This is a genomic window from Pseudomonas taiwanensis (assembly GCF_013393345.1).
Classification (GTDB): domain Bacteria; phylum Pseudomonadota; class Gammaproteobacteria; order Pseudomonadales; family Pseudomonadaceae; genus Metapseudomonas; species Metapseudomonas resinovorans_C.
Genome location: NZ_QJRF01000060.1, coordinates 154,157 through 167,819 on the forward strand (window position 1 = coordinate 154,157; position 13,663 = coordinate 167,819).

A 13,663-nucleotide genomic window follows, 5' to 3' on the forward strand; every position below is an offset into this window, starting at 1 on the left:
GTGGCCATCGCCAATCAGGACATAACAAGAAAACGCATGCACGCCCTCGGCTATACCTCCGTTCCCGCCCTTCTCAAGTACCTGCGCCATGCGGAACAGCTTGGCCTGGAACAGGCCTCCGTTCTCGCTGCGGCCGGGCTCAGCCCCGAAGACCTCGCGGACAACGGGCGACGCCTGCCCAGTGAAGTCCACGAGCGCCTGCTGGGCCATCTGATCCGCGAGTCCGGCGATCCGCTCTTCGGTCTGCATTCAGCGCGCTACGTGCAGCCCGGCTCCTGGAGTGTGCTGGGCTACATAACCATGAACTGCGCCACCCTCGGCGAAGCCATGAGTCGCATCGCGCCTTACGAAAAGCTGGTGGGTGACATGGGCGTGAGCCGCATCGAGGCCGAGGGCGACCTGGTGCGGATGATCTGGAGTTGCCGCCACCAGGACCCGGCCATCCGCCGCCACATGGTGGAAAACGTGCTGGCCTCCTGGCTGCTCTATGCCCGCTGGATCGCCGATATGCAGCGCTCACCGAGGGAGGTGTGGTTCGAACACGCCCAGCCAGAAGGCACCCGCCCCGAAGACTACGAAGCAGTGTTCGGCTGCCCGGTCCATTTCGAACAGCCCTGCAACGCCCTGCTGGTCCCCCTTGAGTACCTCGCCGTACCCCTGCGTCAGGCCGATGCCAACCTGCTGCGCACACTGGAGGAACATGCCCTGGCACTGATGGCTGGGCTGGATAACGACGAGCCGCTGCCGCAACGAGTGAAGAATGCGCTGCGACTGCTGCTCAAGGATGGCCTGCCGCGCAAGGAACGGGTGGCAGAGAAGTTCCATATGACGGTGCGCACCCTGCAGCGCCACCTTCAACAGGCCGGTACGAGCTACCAGCAGATTCTCGACGAACTGCGCCGCGAACTGGCGGAGCACTACCTGCTGCGCAGCGATCTGCCGATCCAGGACATCGCCTGTTACCTGGGCTTCACCGAATCGCGCTCTTTCCACCGCAGCTTCAAGGCCTGGACCGGGCAGACGCCGGGGGAGTATCGGGAGGCGAAGAGGCAGGGCTGAAGGCAGGAACAAATCTGTGGGGGCGATTTCAATCGCTAAGCAGGACGCAGTCCTGCCATATGGGCTTGCATGGGGCAGCTGTGCTGCCCTTAGCGAATAAATTCGCCCCCACAAGGAAAGGCAAAACCCACGCAACTGCTAGGCCTGCAACTCACTCAACGGAATGAAGCGCAAGGTATCGCCCTCGGCCAGGGTGGTACCTTCCAGCACCTCTACCAGTCCCTCGGCCCAGGCAGCACTGCGCAGCACACCGGAGCTCTGGTTCGGGTAGATCACCGCGCGGCCGTTCTCCAGTCGCGCACGCAGGTACTCGCGACGATTACCCGGCTTCTTCCAGGTGAAGCCAGCAGGCACCACGAACCCCAGCGGTTCCACCTCTTCGACGCCGAGACGACGCAGCAGGTAGGGCCGCGCCAGAAGGCCGAAGGTCACCAGGGTCGACGCCGGATTGCCCGGCAGGCCGATCACCGGCACCCCACGGAAATGCCCGAAGGTCAGGGGCTTGCCCGGCTTGATCGCCAGTTTCCACAGCGCCAGCTCGCCCGCTTCGCGCAGCGCTTCACCCAGGAAGTCCGCCTCGCCTACAGAAACCCCGCCGGTGGAAAGAATCAGGTCCACCTGGCCCAGTTCGGCCAGTGCCTTGCGGGTCAGCTCCAGATCGTCGGCGAGGATGCCGGCGTCCACCACCGAGCACCCCAGGCGCTTGAGCCAGGCGATCAGTAGGCTGCGGTTGCTGTTGTAGATCTGCCCCAGCCCCAGTGGCTGGCCGGGTGACACTAGCTCGTCACCAGTAGAGATCACCGCCACAACGGGACGACGGCGTACCAGTAGCTCCGCAGCACCAAGCGAGGCGCACAACCCCATTTCGATGGGACCAAGACGAGTGCCGGCTGGCAGCACGGTTTCGCCGGTGCGAGTTTCCTGGCCACGAGCGCGAACGTTCTGCCCGATCTTCAGCGGTTCGAGGAAACGCACCCGACCATCGGGAAGGACTTCGGCGTTCTCCTGCATCTCCACCAGGTCCGCCCCCTCGGGCAGCGGCGCACCGGTAAAAATACGCGCGCAAGTACCCGGCTCCAGCGGCTCCGGTGCGCTGCCGGCAAGAATGCGCTGGCTCACGGCCAGAGGCTGACCTTGCCAGTCGGCCAGGCGCAAGGCGTAACCGTCCATAGCGCTGTTGTCCCACGGCGGCAGGTCGAGGCCTGCCACCAGTGGTTGCGCCAGCACGCGGCCATCGGCATCGACCAGCGCGACCGTTTCACAGGCTTCGATCGGTGCGGCCTCCGCCAGGTCGAGCAGACGCCGCAGGGCGTCCTCCACCGGCATCAGGCCAGGATGGTCGCAACCACTCATCCGCGACTCTCGCAGGCATTGGCCTGGGTCAGATGCGGCACGAAATTGCAGGGGCGATGACGGTTGTCCAGTTGCTCGGCGAGGATGCCGTCCCAGGCGGTGCGGCAGGCATTGGTGGAACCCGGCAGGCAGCACACGAGGGTGCCGTTGGCCAGCCCGGCCAGGGCGCGGGACTGCATGGTAGAGGTGCCGATATCCGCCACGGAGATCTGCCGGAAGTACTCACCGAAACCATCCACCTGCTTGTCCAGCAGGCAGGCAACCGCTTCGGGAGTGCTGTCACGGCCAGTGAAGCCAGTGCCGCCGGTGATGAGCACCACCTGCACATGATCGTCGGCAATCCAGGTGGCGACCTGGGCGCGGATCTTGTACAGGTCGTCCTTCAGCAGCACGCGCGCGGCCAGGTTGTGTCCGGCGGCGGTCAGGCGATCGACGAAGAGCTGGCCGGAGGTGTCGGTCTCCAGGCTGCGGGTATCACTGACGGTTAGAACGGCGATATTGAGCGGCACGAACACCGCCTCGGCCTTGTGACTCATGGCAGGCTTCCAGTTGTAGGTGTGAATGCCCGGTGTTATATCACAGCGCCGTCCCGGAGACCTTTCCATGACCGACCAGCCCTTGCCGCCCTGTTCCGTACTGCTGCTTTCCGGCGGTCGCGGCCAGCGTCTGGGCGGCCGCGACAAAGGCCTGGTCGAATGGCGCGGTCGCCCCCTGATCGCGTGGCTGCACGAACGGGTCCGCCCACTCACCGACGACCTGATCATCTCCTGCAACCGCAACGGCGAGCAGTACGCGACCTGGGCCGACCAACTCGTGCAGGACGACAGCCCGGACTATCCGGGACCGTTGGCAGGCATCCGCGCAGGCCTCGCAGTGGCCCGCCATGAGCACGTACTGGTCCTGCCCTGCGACGCCCCGCAAGTGGACGACAGGCTGATCGCCAGCCTCCTCGCCGCCGCCTGCGAGCGTCCGGTCATGGTCCGTCAGGGTGAATTCTGGGAGCCGCTGTTCTGCGTCCTGCCCCGTGCCGTGCTGCCGATACTGGAAGCCGGATGGCAGGCCGGAGAGCGCAGCCCGCAGCGCATCCTCCGGAAACTGGACCCAGTCGCGGTGGTCTGCGCGGAAGGCGATCCGCGGCTCGCCAACCTGAATACGCCGGACCTGCTGGGCCGTTCGCATCCTGGGAACTGAGTCAGATTTCTGGAACTTTGCCCGGAAGTTCTTCGTCAGAAGCTCGGTAAACCAGCGTACTCATCAAGGAGATGACGATGAACCAGCGGATAGTCCCCGCTTTCCTGCTCGCAATGGGTCTCTTCACCCTGGCCGGCTGCTCTTCGCCGACCGTGATCACCCTCAACGACGGGCGTGAAATCCAGGCCGTGGACAAACCCGATTTCGACGATGACACGGGCTTCTACGAGTTCGAACAATTGGACGGCAAGCGTGCCAAGGTGAACAAGGATCAGGTCCGCACCATCAAAGAACTTTGATTCTCGCGGCCCGCTCGCACTCTTCCAGCGAGCCGGGCCTTCACCCTCCCCCAGCAATCCCGCGTCATTCTTCGCCTCCTCACCCCGCAATGCAGCGAAATTAAAAAAATTCTCGCTAACCCCTTGTAGGCCAAAAGTTTTTCTGTAGAATGCGCGCCACACAACGGAGCGTAGCGCAGCTTGGTAGCGCGTCTCGTTCGGGACGAGAAGGTCGCTGGTTCGAATCCAGTCGCTCCGACCAAATCCCGAAAAACCCGCCTAAATGGCGGGTTTTTTATTGCCTGCGATTTTTGTCAGCGGCATGCGATGAGGATTCCAGGCGTGGAAGCGGAACGATCTGCGTCGGTCCGCGTGGCGGGTACTACTGGGGAAGAGCTACGTCCGGAAATAGCGGTCAGGACAGGAAGGAAGCCACGGCGGCTGCATCGAAGGGCCAGCCCAGTTCACCGCCGGTATCGCAACGGCGCAGGACCGGAATGCGCAGGCCATAGACTTCGACCCACTCTTCGCGCTCGGCTATGTCCACCAACTCCACCAACAAGCCGCGTTCGACGAAGGGCATGAGCACGCCCTCGGCGACCTCGCAGAGGTGGCAGCCGAGGGTGCCGAAGAGTTGGCATTCAGGAAGCATGGGGACGCGCCTCGAAGATCAGCGAGGCGCGAAGTCTAGCACGCAGTCAGGCGTCGGTGGACCTGCCCTGCCCCTTGTCCAGCAAGGGCTGCAGGCCATCCAGCAGCCTATTGTTCAGCGCCTCGGCCTTGGCCAGTTGAGCCGGATCGAAGCGCTCGTCCAGGTCGAATCCACCCTTGAGCAGCTGCTTCAGCGTGTCACGGCCGTTGTCGACCAGCTCCCCGGCGCTGCGCAGTGCTTCCAGCAGGCTGTTGGCGTAATCCTTGAGATTGCCATTGACCGCACTGGCCGCCCGGCCGCCCTGCTGGGCGACTGCGCCATAAGCATCTGTGGCCTGCATGACCTTGGTCTGGGTGAGGTGCAGTGACATGGACGCCAGTTGCTCGCCATCCATGTCCAGCGCCATGGCACGGTCAAAGGCGCCGGACAGATCACCGGAGTAGAACTTGCTGGAGATGCCCTGGACCTGGCCAAGCAAGTCGCTCAGTGCAGCCTTTTCTTCGTCGTCCAGCTCGCCTTGCACCTCGATCTGCCAGGCGCCGATCTGCAGGCTGGAAGACTGGCTGCTGCCGACCAGCAGTGACGTCTTGCCATCGCTGGCCGCCGCCAGGCTGCTGCGGGAGTAGCTGGCCGATGCCTGGGCGATCGAGATGCGCAGTTTGTCACCGTCACGGGTCTTCACTTCCAGGTCGAAGGTATCCGCCTGGGCCTGGAATCGCTCGCTGTAGCCGGCAACGGCCACGGTGCCGCCGGGCTCGGTCGTTGTCACAGGTTGCAGGTAGGTGTTCTGCAACTGGCCCAGGCCGTCCTGAATGCGGTCGAAGGTGTCATCGATATCCTCGGCCACCTTCCCGCCGAGTACGCCCAGGCCATCGAGAATCTTGCGCGCGTCATCGAAGCCTTTCTGAATCCCGGCGCGGGCCTGATCGAGCAGCCCCTGCAATTTGGCTGGGTCGCCGCCGTTGGCCGATTCGCTGCGCAGGCGCTGGTCGATGAAACCGAGCACTCTTTCCGCGACCTTCTCGGGGGTGTACTTGGAGGCCTTGTCGCTCAGGGCGCCCGGTTCCAGCCCCAACTGCTGGCCGAGTCGACCAGCCAGGGTTTCCTGCGCATCCACCTGCTTTCGCGCCAGGGCAACGGGCAAACCGGAAACAGCGGAACGTTGGGTGGAGGAAGCGAAAGGGGCCAGGGCATTCATAGCGGGGAATCCGGAGTCGGCGGCGTCCCCTGTTTGGCGGCCGAGGACCGAAGAACTTGAGCAGCTGTCGACGAGCGGATTGCGTCAGATACCGGCGGCGCGCATCAGTTGATCAGCCGCCTCCTTGGCCTCCAGTGCCTGGTCGCTCGGTCCCTCGATGTGGGCCATGCTGATCGCCCCCTCCATCAGATACTGGAGTTGGCGAGCCAGGCGCTCGGGCTGGGCAACCTCCAGTCGTGCCAGCGCCTCGCGGAAGTAGCGCTGGGTTGCCAGCTTGTAGGACGCCGCGAGGCGATGCACCGGATGGTCGCGATCATGGAATTCGCCCGCAGCATTGATGAAGGCACAGCCGCAGAATGGCTCCTGCCTCAACCACTCGGCCAGACCATCGAAAACCCGCAGGATGGCTTCCCGCGGCGGCAAATGCTCGAACGCCAAGGCCATGCGCTCGGCTGCCGGCGCAAAGCGTGATTCCAGGGCGGCGATAATCAGCTCGTCCTTGGATTTGAAATGCTTGTAGAGGGTCATCTTGGCCACGCCGGACTCGGCCAAGATGCGGTCGATACCCGTGGCGTGGAAACCTTCGCGATAGAAAAGCGCGATGGCGGTGTTGACCAGTTGATCGCGTTTGCTCGATGCCATTGCTGTCTCCTGAACCGCCGCATTATGCGCACCCGGCCTGATCGACTCAAACCGCGCGGGACGCGAGCCCGGAATGTCGCGAGCTTTGCGCTTGAAATATACAGACAGGTCTGTCTACTATCCAGCGCATTCCAACCAACGCGAGGGACTCGCCATGCAACTCCACGACTTCTATCTCTCCGGCAACTGCTACAAGGTCCGTCTGCTTCTTGGCCTGATCGGTCAACCGGCCGAACTGGTGAACGTCGACCTGCCCCGCGGCGCGCAGAAGCGTCCGGAGTTCCTGGCGTTGAATCCGCGAGGCCAGGTCCCGGTGCTGGTGGACGATGGCCAGCCGCTGGTCGATTCCCAGGCGATACTCGTCTACCTCGCGCGACGCTATGCAGAACCACACTGGCATCCGCAGGACGCCTTTTCCCAGGGGCAGATCGCGGGTTGGCTGAGCCTCACCGCCAACGAAATCCATAACGGTGTGGCACGTGCGCGAGTCGGCCTGAAATTCGGCCGGCCGGTGGACCTGGAGGACGCCCAGGCACGTGGCCGGCAGGTTCTGGAACTGGTGAATGCCCACTTGGCCAATCGCTCCTGGCTGGTCGGCGAGCAGCCCACCATCGCCGACGTGGCGGTGTACCCCTATCTGGCGATGGCCGAAGAAGGTGGCCTGGAGCTTGCGCCCTATCCGCACCTGAACGACTGGATCGCACGGGTCCGCGCCCTGCCTGGCTACGTCGACCTGCCCCGGTTGTAAGGACCCGGACGCCAACCTGACCTTTCCATTCCACCCCGGGAGCCGCCGGGCAGTGATCTCAGAAGCTGCCCGCCTCTATCGCTTCCTGCCTCAAGGACACTGATCAAATGCGCCTGCGTTCGTACTGCCTGCTCTTTCTGCTCGGCACCTTCAGCGCCATCTCCCAGGCCGATGGCCTGCGTTTCGCCCTGGTGAAGACCTCGGAAACCGAAACCCTGGACGCCTTCACCGTGGCGGACGGCAAATGGACGGAAAAAGTGAAGGCGAACCACGTCGCGGTGCTGATCCAGCATCACGCCGCTACCCTGCTGTTCGACACTGGACTCGGCCGCCAGGTGGATAGCCAGTTCACCCGCGAGATGCCCTGGTGGGACAAGCCGCTGATGCAGTACGGCGCCGTGAGTCCGGCCCGCGATCAACTGGACCGTGATGGCGTCCGGGTGGACCGCATCATCCTCAGCCATGTCCACTGGGACCACGCCTCGGCCCTGGCGGACTTCCCCGAAGTGCCGGTCTGGGCGCCTTACGACGAAATCGAATTCACTGAAATCGCCACGCCGCCTGCGGTCCTGCCCAGCCAGTTCGCCCACAAGGTGAAATGGCACCCCTTCACCTTCCTGCCGGTTCCCTTCATGGGCTTCGAGGAAAGCCTCGACCTCTTTGGTGATCGCAGCCTGGTGCTGGTGCCGCTGAGTGGCCATACACCGGGTTCGGTGGGCCTGTTCGTGACCCTGGACGACGGACGGCGCTTCTTCTTCACCGGTGATACCAGCTGGCGCCTGGAAGGTTTTACCGGGCCGAAGGAGAAGTTCTGGGTCAGCCGCAGGATGGTCGACAACGATCGGGAAGCCACCCGCGCTCAACTGCAGAAGGTCCACGACCTGCTCCAGCAGGAACCCGGGCTCACCGTGGTTCCGGCCCACGATGCCAGCGTGCAGGACAAGCTCGGCTACTACCCGCAATGGGTGCAGTAGACGGCCGACCATCGTCTAACAGACAGGAAATGTAACGAAATGCTTTAGTCAAATTGTTGTAACAGGACGACCCGACCGACCTGCAATCCAACGAGGAGACAATAACAATGAGCAATACCTCGCTTGCACGAGCCGTGGCCCTGGCCGCGCTCGGCGCCAGTTTCACTCTGCCGGGCATCGCCCAGGCCGAGTTCATCAAGGACAGCAAGGCCAGCCTGGAGCTACGCAACTTCTACTTCAACCGCGACTTCCGCCAGGACAATGCTCCCCAGTCCAAGGCCGAAGAATGGGCCCAGGGCTTTCTCCTGCGCTATGAGTCCGGCTTTACCGAAGGCACTGTCGGCGTTGGCGTCGATGCCCTCGGCCTGCTCGGTGTCAAGCTCGATTCCAGCCCTGACCGCAGCAACACCGGCCTGCTCAAGCGCGACCGCGAAACCGGCCGCGCCCAGGACGATTACGGCGAACTCGGCCTGACTGCCAAGCTGCGCGCCTCCAAGAGCGTGCTGAGGGTCGGCACCCTGCTGCCCAAACTGCCAGTGGTCCAGTACAACGATTCGCGCCTGCTGCCGCAGACCTTCAAGGGCGGCCATCTGAACTCGCTGGAACTCGACGGCCTCACCTTCGATGGCGGCCAGCTCAAGCAGGTCAACCAGCGTGACTCCTCCGACTACGAGGACATGACCATCGCCAGCGGCGCTGCCCGCGCCATCACCTTCCGTACTGGCACCACCAGCGACGAGTTCAACTTTGGCGGCGCCACCTACAAATGGACCGACAGCCTCTCTACCGGCTACCACTACGGCGAACTCGACGAGTTCTACAAGCAGCACTACTTCACCGTCCTGCATGTACTGCCGCTGGGCGACAAGCAATCGCTGAAGAGCGACCTCCGCTTCGCCCGCTCCACCGATGAAGGCACCAGTAACGTCGACAACAAGGCCTTCGGCGCCATGTTCACCTATGCCCTCGGCGGCCACGCCTTTGGCCTCGGCTACCAGAGCATGAGCGGCGATACCGGCTTCGCCTACATCAACGGTACCGACCCCTTCCTGGTGAACTACGTACAGATCGGCGACTTCGCCAACAAGGACGAGAAGTCCTGGCAGGCCCGCTACGACTACAACTTCGCCAGCATCGGCATCCCCGGCCTTACCTTCATGACCCGCTACCTCTCCGGCGACAACATCGACCTGGGCGTGGGCCGCGAAGAAGGCAAGGAGTGGGAACGCAATATGGACATCGCCTATGTGTTCCAGGAAGGTGCGCTGAAGAACTTCGGCGTGAAGTGGCGCAACGCGACCGTGCGCTCCACCAACTTCGGCAGCGACATCGACGAGAACCGCCTGATCCTCAGCTACGTGCTACCGCTTTGGTAATACCGCTCGCAAGAAAAAGCCCGCCATTGGCGTAATGCTGTTCACATAAGAACGCCGCTAATCCCTCACCGGGTGAGCGGCGTTCTTGGTTTCTGCAGCGGGGAAACGCTGTAGGAGCCAGCTTGCTGGCGAATGGGCGATATCCCGGAAAGCTTCGCGAGCAAGCTCGCTCCTACAACAACCGCGGCACCTCGTTGGCGGGGCTAACTGAACAGCATTACGCCAATCGGCGGGCTTTTTCATGTGCTCACTGTAGGTTGGGCGGAGCGAAGCGAAGCCCAACGCTTCAGGCACAGACCGCGGACCTCAATCCTGCGAAGTCGCCCCGATCTTGTGGATCGACAGGTCCGCGCCGTAGTACTCCTCCTCCTGGCTCAGGCGAATACCCCAGGTCGCCTTGAGCAGGCCATAGACCACGAAGCCGCCTACCAGCGCCACCAGCACGCCGAGGCCGGTACCGATCAGTTGGCTCACGAGGCTGACGCCGCCCAGGCCGCCCAGCGCCTCCTGACCAAAGATGCCGCAGGCGATACCGCCCCAAACGCCGCAAAGCCCATGCAACGGCCAGACGCCGAGGACGTCATCGATCCTCCATTTGACCTGGGTAGCAGTGAACGCCCAGACGAACAGGCCCCCGGCGATGGCGCCGGTCACCAGCGCGCCAACCGGGTGCATCAGGTCGGAACCGGCACAGACCGCCACCAGCCCGGCGAGCGGTCCGTTGTGCAGGAAGCCGGGGTCATTGCGTCCTACCAGCAGCGCCGCGACGGTACCGCCGACCATGGCCATCAGGGAGTTCACTGCCACCAGGCCGCTGACACCCTGCAGGGTTTGCGCGCTCATCACGTTGAAACCGAACCAGCCCACGATGAGGATCCACGAGCCCAGCGCGAGGAAGGGGATATTCGAAGGTGCGAATGCCACCAGACGGCCCTCGCGATAGCGCCCGTTGCGGTGCCCCAGCAGCACCACGGCACCGAAGGCCAGCCAGCCGCCTACGGCATGCACCACCACCGATCCGGCGAAGTCATGGAAGCTGGCGCCAAAGCTGCTCTTCAGCCAGTCCTGCAGGCCGAAGTTGCCATTCCAGATCAAACCCTCGAAGAAGGGATAAATGAAGGCGACGATCAGCAACGTGGCACAGAGTTGCGGGCAGAAGCGCGCACGCTCGGCGATGCCGCCGGAGATGATGGCCGGAATCGCGGCGGCGAAGGTCAGCAGGAAGAAGAACTTCACCAGGGCATAGCCGTGGTCGGCGGCGAGCACGCTGGCCGGCTCCAGGAACGTTACGCCATAGGCGATCCAGTATCCGACGAAGAAATAGGCCAGGGTCGAAACGGCGAAATCGGACAGGATTTTCGACAGGGCGTTGACCTGGTTCTTCTGCCGCACCGTGCCGACCTCGAGGAAGGCGAAGCCCGCGTGCATGGCCAGCACCATCACGGCGCCCATGAGGATGAACAGGGTATTGGAGCCGTGGATGAGGGTCTCCACGGCGCTGTTGAGGTTTTCCATTGGCGAAGGCAACTCCGGCAGCGAGGAAAAAGCACCAAAGCAGTTCAAGTCAGGTTCCGCGCGCACCATCCTGAAGCCGCCCCGCACCGCAACGGATCGCAGCGATCCCCCGATTTGGTGCAGGCCAACTGGCGCAAGAAGTCCCTCGAACGGCATTTCTTTTTGATTTTCATAGCGTTGAACGTCGGATTGACGTGGCGGAAAGCCCTACAGGGCGCCCCGTACCAGCGCATTCCGCCGCAACCGCGCACCAGCCCGATGCAAGCGCTATACCAGAGGTGCAAGTGGAAATTCCCCGTGAACCTTGGCAGATGGCACCTACTCTTAGGCATTGAGTCCTACAAGGAGAATCGACATGCCCCGTAAGACCGCAGCAAGCGCCCAGGACGAACTGCTGGCCGACTTCCAGACGTTGGTCAGCGATACCGAGAAACTCCTCCAAGACACTGCCAGCCTGGCAGGCGAACAAGCCGATGAGCTTCGTCTGCAGATCCACGACAGCCTCAAGCGCGCCCGTGACACCCTTCGCGATACCGAGAAGAACCTGCGTGAACGCGGTGAGGCGGCTTTTCAGGCCACTGAGGACTACGTCCAGGAACATCCCTGGCAGAGCGTCGGCCTCGCCGCAGGCCTCGGCTTCCTGCTTGGCCTTCTGGCCGCGCGGCGTTGACCATGAGTGAGGAAAACCCTTCCGCCCAGGAGGCGGGACGCGGTCCGTCGCCCAAGCGTCTGAGCGCGTCGCTGCTCGGCTTGCTGCACGGTCACGTGGAACTGTTCGGCATCGAATTGCAGGAGCAGAAGGCCAACAGTCTCTATCTGTTGCTATTCGGCGGACTCACGCTGGTCTTTGCCCTGCTCCTGCTGATCTGTCTCTCCGCCCTGGTCCTGGTCATGTTCTGGGATACCTGGCGTTTCGAAGCGGTCGGTGGTCTCTGTCTGTTCTACCTGTTGGCGACCATCTATTGCGGCTTGCGCCTTCGCGCAGCGGTCGACGATGACGAGTCGCCGTTCAGCGCTACGCTCGAAGAACTGGCCCGAGACCGGGAGCGCCTATTGCCATGAGCTTGCCGGAACTGCCCCGCAAGGCGACCCGTCGTGACATGCGCAAGGCGTTGATACGCCTGCGCCTGGAGATGCAGCGCCAGGAATTGCGCCACGAAACCCTGCTGCTGACGCAACCGATACGCCAGGCGCGGGACTTCACCCGTCAGCTGGACATCCCGCACGCCCCGCTTTGGGGCATGGCGGCGGTGGCTGTCCTGGGATTCCTCGTCGCGCGCAAAGGCAGTCTGCGGCGCGGCCTGCGTCTGGGCGGGGCGCTTTACCCCTTGCTGCAAGCCCTGTTGAAGCACCCTCCACGAAGCGGGCCGGGGTGATTCGCCAGGAACAGGAAGGCAACTGGCCACATTCTTGCTACGGGTGAGCGGCCCGTCGCACTCGGGATGGGCAACGCCCTGCGCGATGCGCAATCCCCTGGCCGTCCACTAAGGAGTCAACGTGATCGATGGGCAACCGCTCGCCTGCTTCCAGCCCTTCATCGATACCGCTACGGGGCTGATCGCCGGTGTCGAAGCCCTAGGGCGGCTGCGCCAGCCGGACGGTAGCCTGCAATCGGTCGGCCCACTCTTCGTCGATAACAGAATCTCCCCGGCGGCCCTGCGCCGCCTCGACCGACAACTGCGGGAAGACGCCCTGCGGCGCCTGCATGACGCACCGCCGGACTGGTTCCTCAGCCTGAACATCTCCCCCCGCTGGATAAGCCGCCTGCGCCCCGGCCAACCCTTGCCCAGCCTCAAGCAACTGCAGCGGTACGGTATTCCGGCCGAACGCATCGTCTTCGAAATCACCGAGCTTGGCGGCGCCAGCCAGCGCCTGGCAGACGTCGTCGCACGTTACCGGGAGGCCGGTGCGCGAATCGCCATCGACGATTTCGGTGCCGGCTATTCCCAGCTCGACCGGGTGCTGGCCTTGCAACCGGACATCCTCAAGCTCGACATGCGCCTGTTCCAGGCCGCTGCCCGTGGCGGCCCCAGCGGCGAAGTGGTGAAAGCACTGGCGCAGATGGCCGAGAAGACCGGCTGCTGGATCATCGCCGAAGGGGTCGAAACCGAAGCCGAACTGGACTTCGCCCTGGAATGCGGCTCGCGCTACGTGCAGGGCTACCTGTTTGCCGCACCGCGCCTGGAGTTCTTCGAGCCCCAGGCGTTCGTCCAGCGTTTCGCCCTGCTCCGCGATCGCTACGTGCAAAGCAAATTGGCCGAACGTGCACGACTGATGACACTGCGCCGCGGCCTCAACCAGTTGATGGCGCGGCTACGTGAATGGGCCGAAAGCGGTGCGCCGGCATCGAGCCTGGCCAGCCCGGAGGATTACCCCTGGCTGCTGCGCATCTACCAGTGCGACCGCAACGGTACCCAGATCACGCCCAACCTCCATTGGCAGCCAGGCGGCTGGCAGGAAGATGCAAGCTATCGGGGGCACAACTGGTCCTGGCGGCCCTACTTCTATCAACTGCTGGCCGAAGGCTGGGAAGAGCGCCGCCTGACCCTGTCCACCACGTACCGCGATGCCACCACCAACCAGTACTGCCTGACGGCCGGGCAATTCATTGACAATGGTCGCCGGCTGCTGCTGGTGGACGTGGACGCGGCCGGCCTGGCAATGGACTGAGTCGCCG

At 63.5% G+C, this 13,663-nt stretch carries 16 protein-coding genes and 1 tRNA gene; 11 read left to right on the forward strand and 6 right to left on the reverse strand.

From position 1 onward, the window contains the following. The first annotated feature begins 36 nt into the window (after positions 1–36). On the forward strand, positions 37–1,059 hold the full coding sequence (gliR, locus tag DM872_RS13865) for an AraC family transcriptional regulator GliR (protein WP_179060028.1): 1,023 nt from the start codon (positions 37–39) through the stop codon (positions 1,057–1,059). Positions 1,060–1,197: 138 nt separating this feature from the next. On the opposite strand, the gene DM872_RS13870 is transcribed toward gliR, so the two are convergent. Both DM872_RS13870 and moaB read right to left on the reverse strand, forming a co-directional pair. Then, positions 1,198–2,412, reverse strand: coding sequence for a molybdopterin molybdotransferase MoeA (locus DM872_RS13870; RefSeq protein ID WP_179060029.1), 1,215 nt, complete (start codon positions 2,410–2,412; stop codon positions 1,198–1,200). Then, positions 2,409–2,948, reverse strand: coding sequence for a molybdenum cofactor biosynthesis protein B (moaB, locus tag DM872_RS13875; RefSeq protein WP_179060030.1), 540 nt, complete (start codon positions 2,946–2,948; stop codon positions 2,409–2,411). Before moaB ends, DM872_RS13870 begins: the two co-directional genes overlap by 4 nt. A gap of 67 nt (positions 2,949–3,015) precedes the next feature. On the opposite strand from moaB, the gene mobA reads away from it, so the two are divergent. From mobA to DM872_RS13890, 3 genes are all read left to right on the forward strand, one after another. Continuing rightward, positions 3,016–3,603 carry a molybdenum cofactor guanylyltransferase MobA gene (gene mobA / locus DM872_RS13880; protein WP_179060031.1) on the forward strand — a complete coding sequence of 196 codons (588 nt, stop codon included), beginning with the start codon at positions 3,016–3,018 and terminating at the stop codon, positions 3,601–3,603. 77 nt (positions 3,604–3,680) lie between these two features. After that, the gene (locus tag DM872_RS13885; RefSeq protein ID WP_179060032.1) at positions 3,681–3,902 is read left to right on the forward strand and encodes a YgdI/YgdR family lipoprotein; all 222 of its coding nucleotides are present in this window, start codon (positions 3,681–3,683) and stop codon (positions 3,900–3,902) included. A gap of 164 nt (positions 3,903–4,066) precedes the next feature. After that, positions 4,067–4,143: transfer RNA gene (locus DM872_RS13890), tRNA-Pro, on the forward strand. 153 nt (positions 4,144–4,296) lie between these two features. On the opposite strand, the gene DM872_RS13895 is transcribed toward DM872_RS13890, so the two are convergent. From DM872_RS13895 to DM872_RS13905, 3 genes are all read right to left on the reverse strand, one after another. Continuing rightward, a complete protein-coding gene (locus tag DM872_RS13895; RefSeq protein WP_077525371.1) occupies positions 4,297–4,533 on the reverse strand; it encodes a glutaredoxin family protein in 237 nt (78 codons plus the stop codon). Positions 4,534–4,579: 46 nt separating this feature from the next. Next, on the reverse strand, positions 4,580–5,731 hold the full coding sequence (locus tag DM872_RS13900; RefSeq protein WP_179060033.1) for a DUF5610 domain-containing protein: 1,152 nt from the start codon (positions 5,729–5,731) through the stop codon (positions 4,580–4,582). Positions 5,732–5,815: 84 nt separating this feature from the next. After that, entirely contained in the window at positions 5,816–6,373 is a 558-nt protein-coding gene (locus DM872_RS13905; protein WP_179060034.1) for a TetR/AcrR family transcriptional regulator, read from the reverse strand. A 154-nt stretch (positions 6,374–6,527) separates the two neighbouring features. Between DM872_RS13905 and DM872_RS13910 the strand changes: the two genes are divergently transcribed. The 3 genes from DM872_RS13910 (at position 6,528) to DM872_RS13920 (ending at position 9,471) form a co-directional block, all read left to right on the forward strand. After that, the gene (locus DM872_RS13910) at positions 6,528–7,121 is read left to right on the forward strand and encodes a glutathione S-transferase family protein (RefSeq protein WP_179060035.1); all 594 of its coding nucleotides are present in this window, start codon (positions 6,528–6,530) and stop codon (positions 7,119–7,121) included. 107 nt (positions 7,122–7,228) lie between these two features. After that, on the forward strand, positions 7,229–8,095 hold the full coding sequence (locus DM872_RS13915) for an MBL fold metallo-hydrolase (RefSeq protein ID WP_179060036.1): 867 nt from the start codon (positions 7,229–7,231) through the stop codon (positions 8,093–8,095). 107 nt (positions 8,096–8,202) lie between these two features. After that, positions 8,203–9,471, forward strand: coding sequence for an OprD family porin (locus tag DM872_RS13920; protein ID WP_179060037.1), 1,269 nt, complete (start codon positions 8,203–8,205; stop codon positions 9,469–9,471). Positions 9,472–9,777: 306 nt separating this feature from the next. Here DM872_RS13920 and DM872_RS13925 read toward each other — a convergent pair whose 3' ends face one another. Next, positions 9,778–10,986: an ammonium transporter gene (locus tag DM872_RS13925; protein ID WP_179060038.1), complete on the reverse strand. Its 1,209-nt coding sequence runs from the start codon at positions 10,984–10,986 to the stop codon at positions 9,778–9,780. 355 nt (positions 10,987–11,341) lie between these two features. On the opposite strand from DM872_RS13925, the gene DM872_RS13930 reads away from it, so the two are divergent. The 4 genes from DM872_RS13930 to DM872_RS13945 all read left to right on the forward strand — a co-directional run bounded on the left by DM872_RS13930 (position 11,342) and on the right by DM872_RS13945 (position 13,656). Continuing rightward, positions 11,342–11,656 carry a DUF883 family protein gene (locus DM872_RS13930; protein ID WP_179060039.1) on the forward strand — a complete coding sequence of 105 codons (315 nt, stop codon included), beginning with the start codon at positions 11,342–11,344 and terminating at the stop codon, positions 11,654–11,656. A 2-nt stretch (positions 11,657–11,658) separates the two neighbouring features. After that, the gene (locus tag DM872_RS13935; RefSeq protein WP_179060040.1) at positions 11,659–12,048 is read left to right on the forward strand and encodes a phage holin family protein; all 390 of its coding nucleotides are present in this window, start codon (positions 11,659–11,661) and stop codon (positions 12,046–12,048) included. Then, positions 12,045–12,362 (forward strand): hypothetical protein, encoded by a 318-nt coding sequence (locus DM872_RS13940; protein ID WP_179060041.1) that lies wholly within the window; start codon positions 12,045–12,047, stop codon positions 12,360–12,362. Before DM872_RS13935 ends, DM872_RS13940 begins: the two co-directional genes overlap by 4 nt. A 121-nt stretch (positions 12,363–12,483) precedes the next feature. Then, the gene (locus DM872_RS13945; RefSeq protein WP_179060042.1) at positions 12,484–13,656 is read left to right on the forward strand and encodes an EAL domain-containing protein; all 1,173 of its coding nucleotides are present in this window, start codon (positions 12,484–12,486) and stop codon (positions 13,654–13,656) included. Positions 13,657–13,663: the final 7 nt, after the last annotated feature.

What these genes read in the sequence shown, in the direction of transcription:
- DM872_RS13905 (WP_179060034.1), bottom strand. Translation starts at nt 6,373, where the DNA reads ATGGCATCGAGCAAACGCGATCAACTGGTCAACACCGCCATCGCGCTT.
- DM872_RS13925 (WP_179060038.1), bottom strand. Translation starts at nt 10,986, where the DNA reads ATGGAAAACCTCAACAGCGCCGTGGAGACCCTCATCCACGGCTCCAAT.
- DM872_RS13900 (WP_179060033.1), bottom strand. Translation starts at nt 5,731, where the DNA reads ATGAATGCCCTGGCCCCTTTCGCTTCCTCCACCCAACGTTCCGCTGTT.
- DM872_RS13895 (WP_077525371.1), bottom strand. Translation starts at nt 4,533, where the DNA reads ATGCTTCCTGAATGCCAACTCTTCGGCACCCTCGGCTGCCACCTCTGC.
- moaB (WP_179060030.1), bottom strand. Translation starts at nt 2,948, where the DNA reads ATGAGTCACAAGGCCGAGGCGGTGTTCGTGCCGCTCAATATCGCCGTT.
- DM872_RS13910 (WP_179060035.1), top strand. Translation starts at nt 6,528, where the DNA reads ATGCAACTCCACGACTTCTATCTCTCCGGCAACTGCTACAAGGTCCGT.
- DM872_RS13915 (WP_179060036.1), top strand. Translation starts at nt 7,229, where the DNA reads ATGCGCCTGCGTTCGTACTGCCTGCTCTTTCTGCTCGGCACCTTCAGC.
- DM872_RS13870 (WP_179060029.1), bottom strand. Translation starts at nt 2,412, where the DNA reads ATGAGTGGTTGCGACCATCCTGGCCTGATGCCGGTGGAGGACGCCCTG.
- DM872_RS13885 (WP_179060032.1), top strand. Translation starts at nt 3,681, where the DNA reads ATGAACCAGCGGATAGTCCCCGCTTTCCTGCTCGCAATGGGTCTCTTC.
- DM872_RS13920 (WP_179060037.1), top strand. Translation starts at nt 8,203, where the DNA reads ATGAGCAATACCTCGCTTGCACGAGCCGTGGCCCTGGCCGCGCTCGGC.
- DM872_RS13930 (WP_179060039.1), top strand. Translation starts at nt 11,342, where the DNA reads ATGCCCCGTAAGACCGCAGCAAGCGCCCAGGACGAACTGCTGGCCGAC.
- DM872_RS13940 (WP_179060041.1), top strand. Translation starts at nt 12,045, where the DNA reads ATGAGCTTGCCGGAACTGCCCCGCAAGGCGACCCGTCGTGACATGCGC.
- DM872_RS13935 (WP_179060040.1), top strand. Translation starts at nt 11,659, where the DNA reads ATGAGTGAGGAAAACCCTTCCGCCCAGGAGGCGGGACGCGGTCCGTCG.
- mobA (WP_179060031.1), top strand. Translation starts at nt 3,016, where the DNA reads ATGACCGACCAGCCCTTGCCGCCCTGTTCCGTACTGCTGCTTTCCGGC.
- gliR (WP_179060028.1), top strand. Translation starts at nt 37, where the DNA reads ATGCACGCCCTCGGCTATACCTCCGTTCCCGCCCTTCTCAAGTACCTG.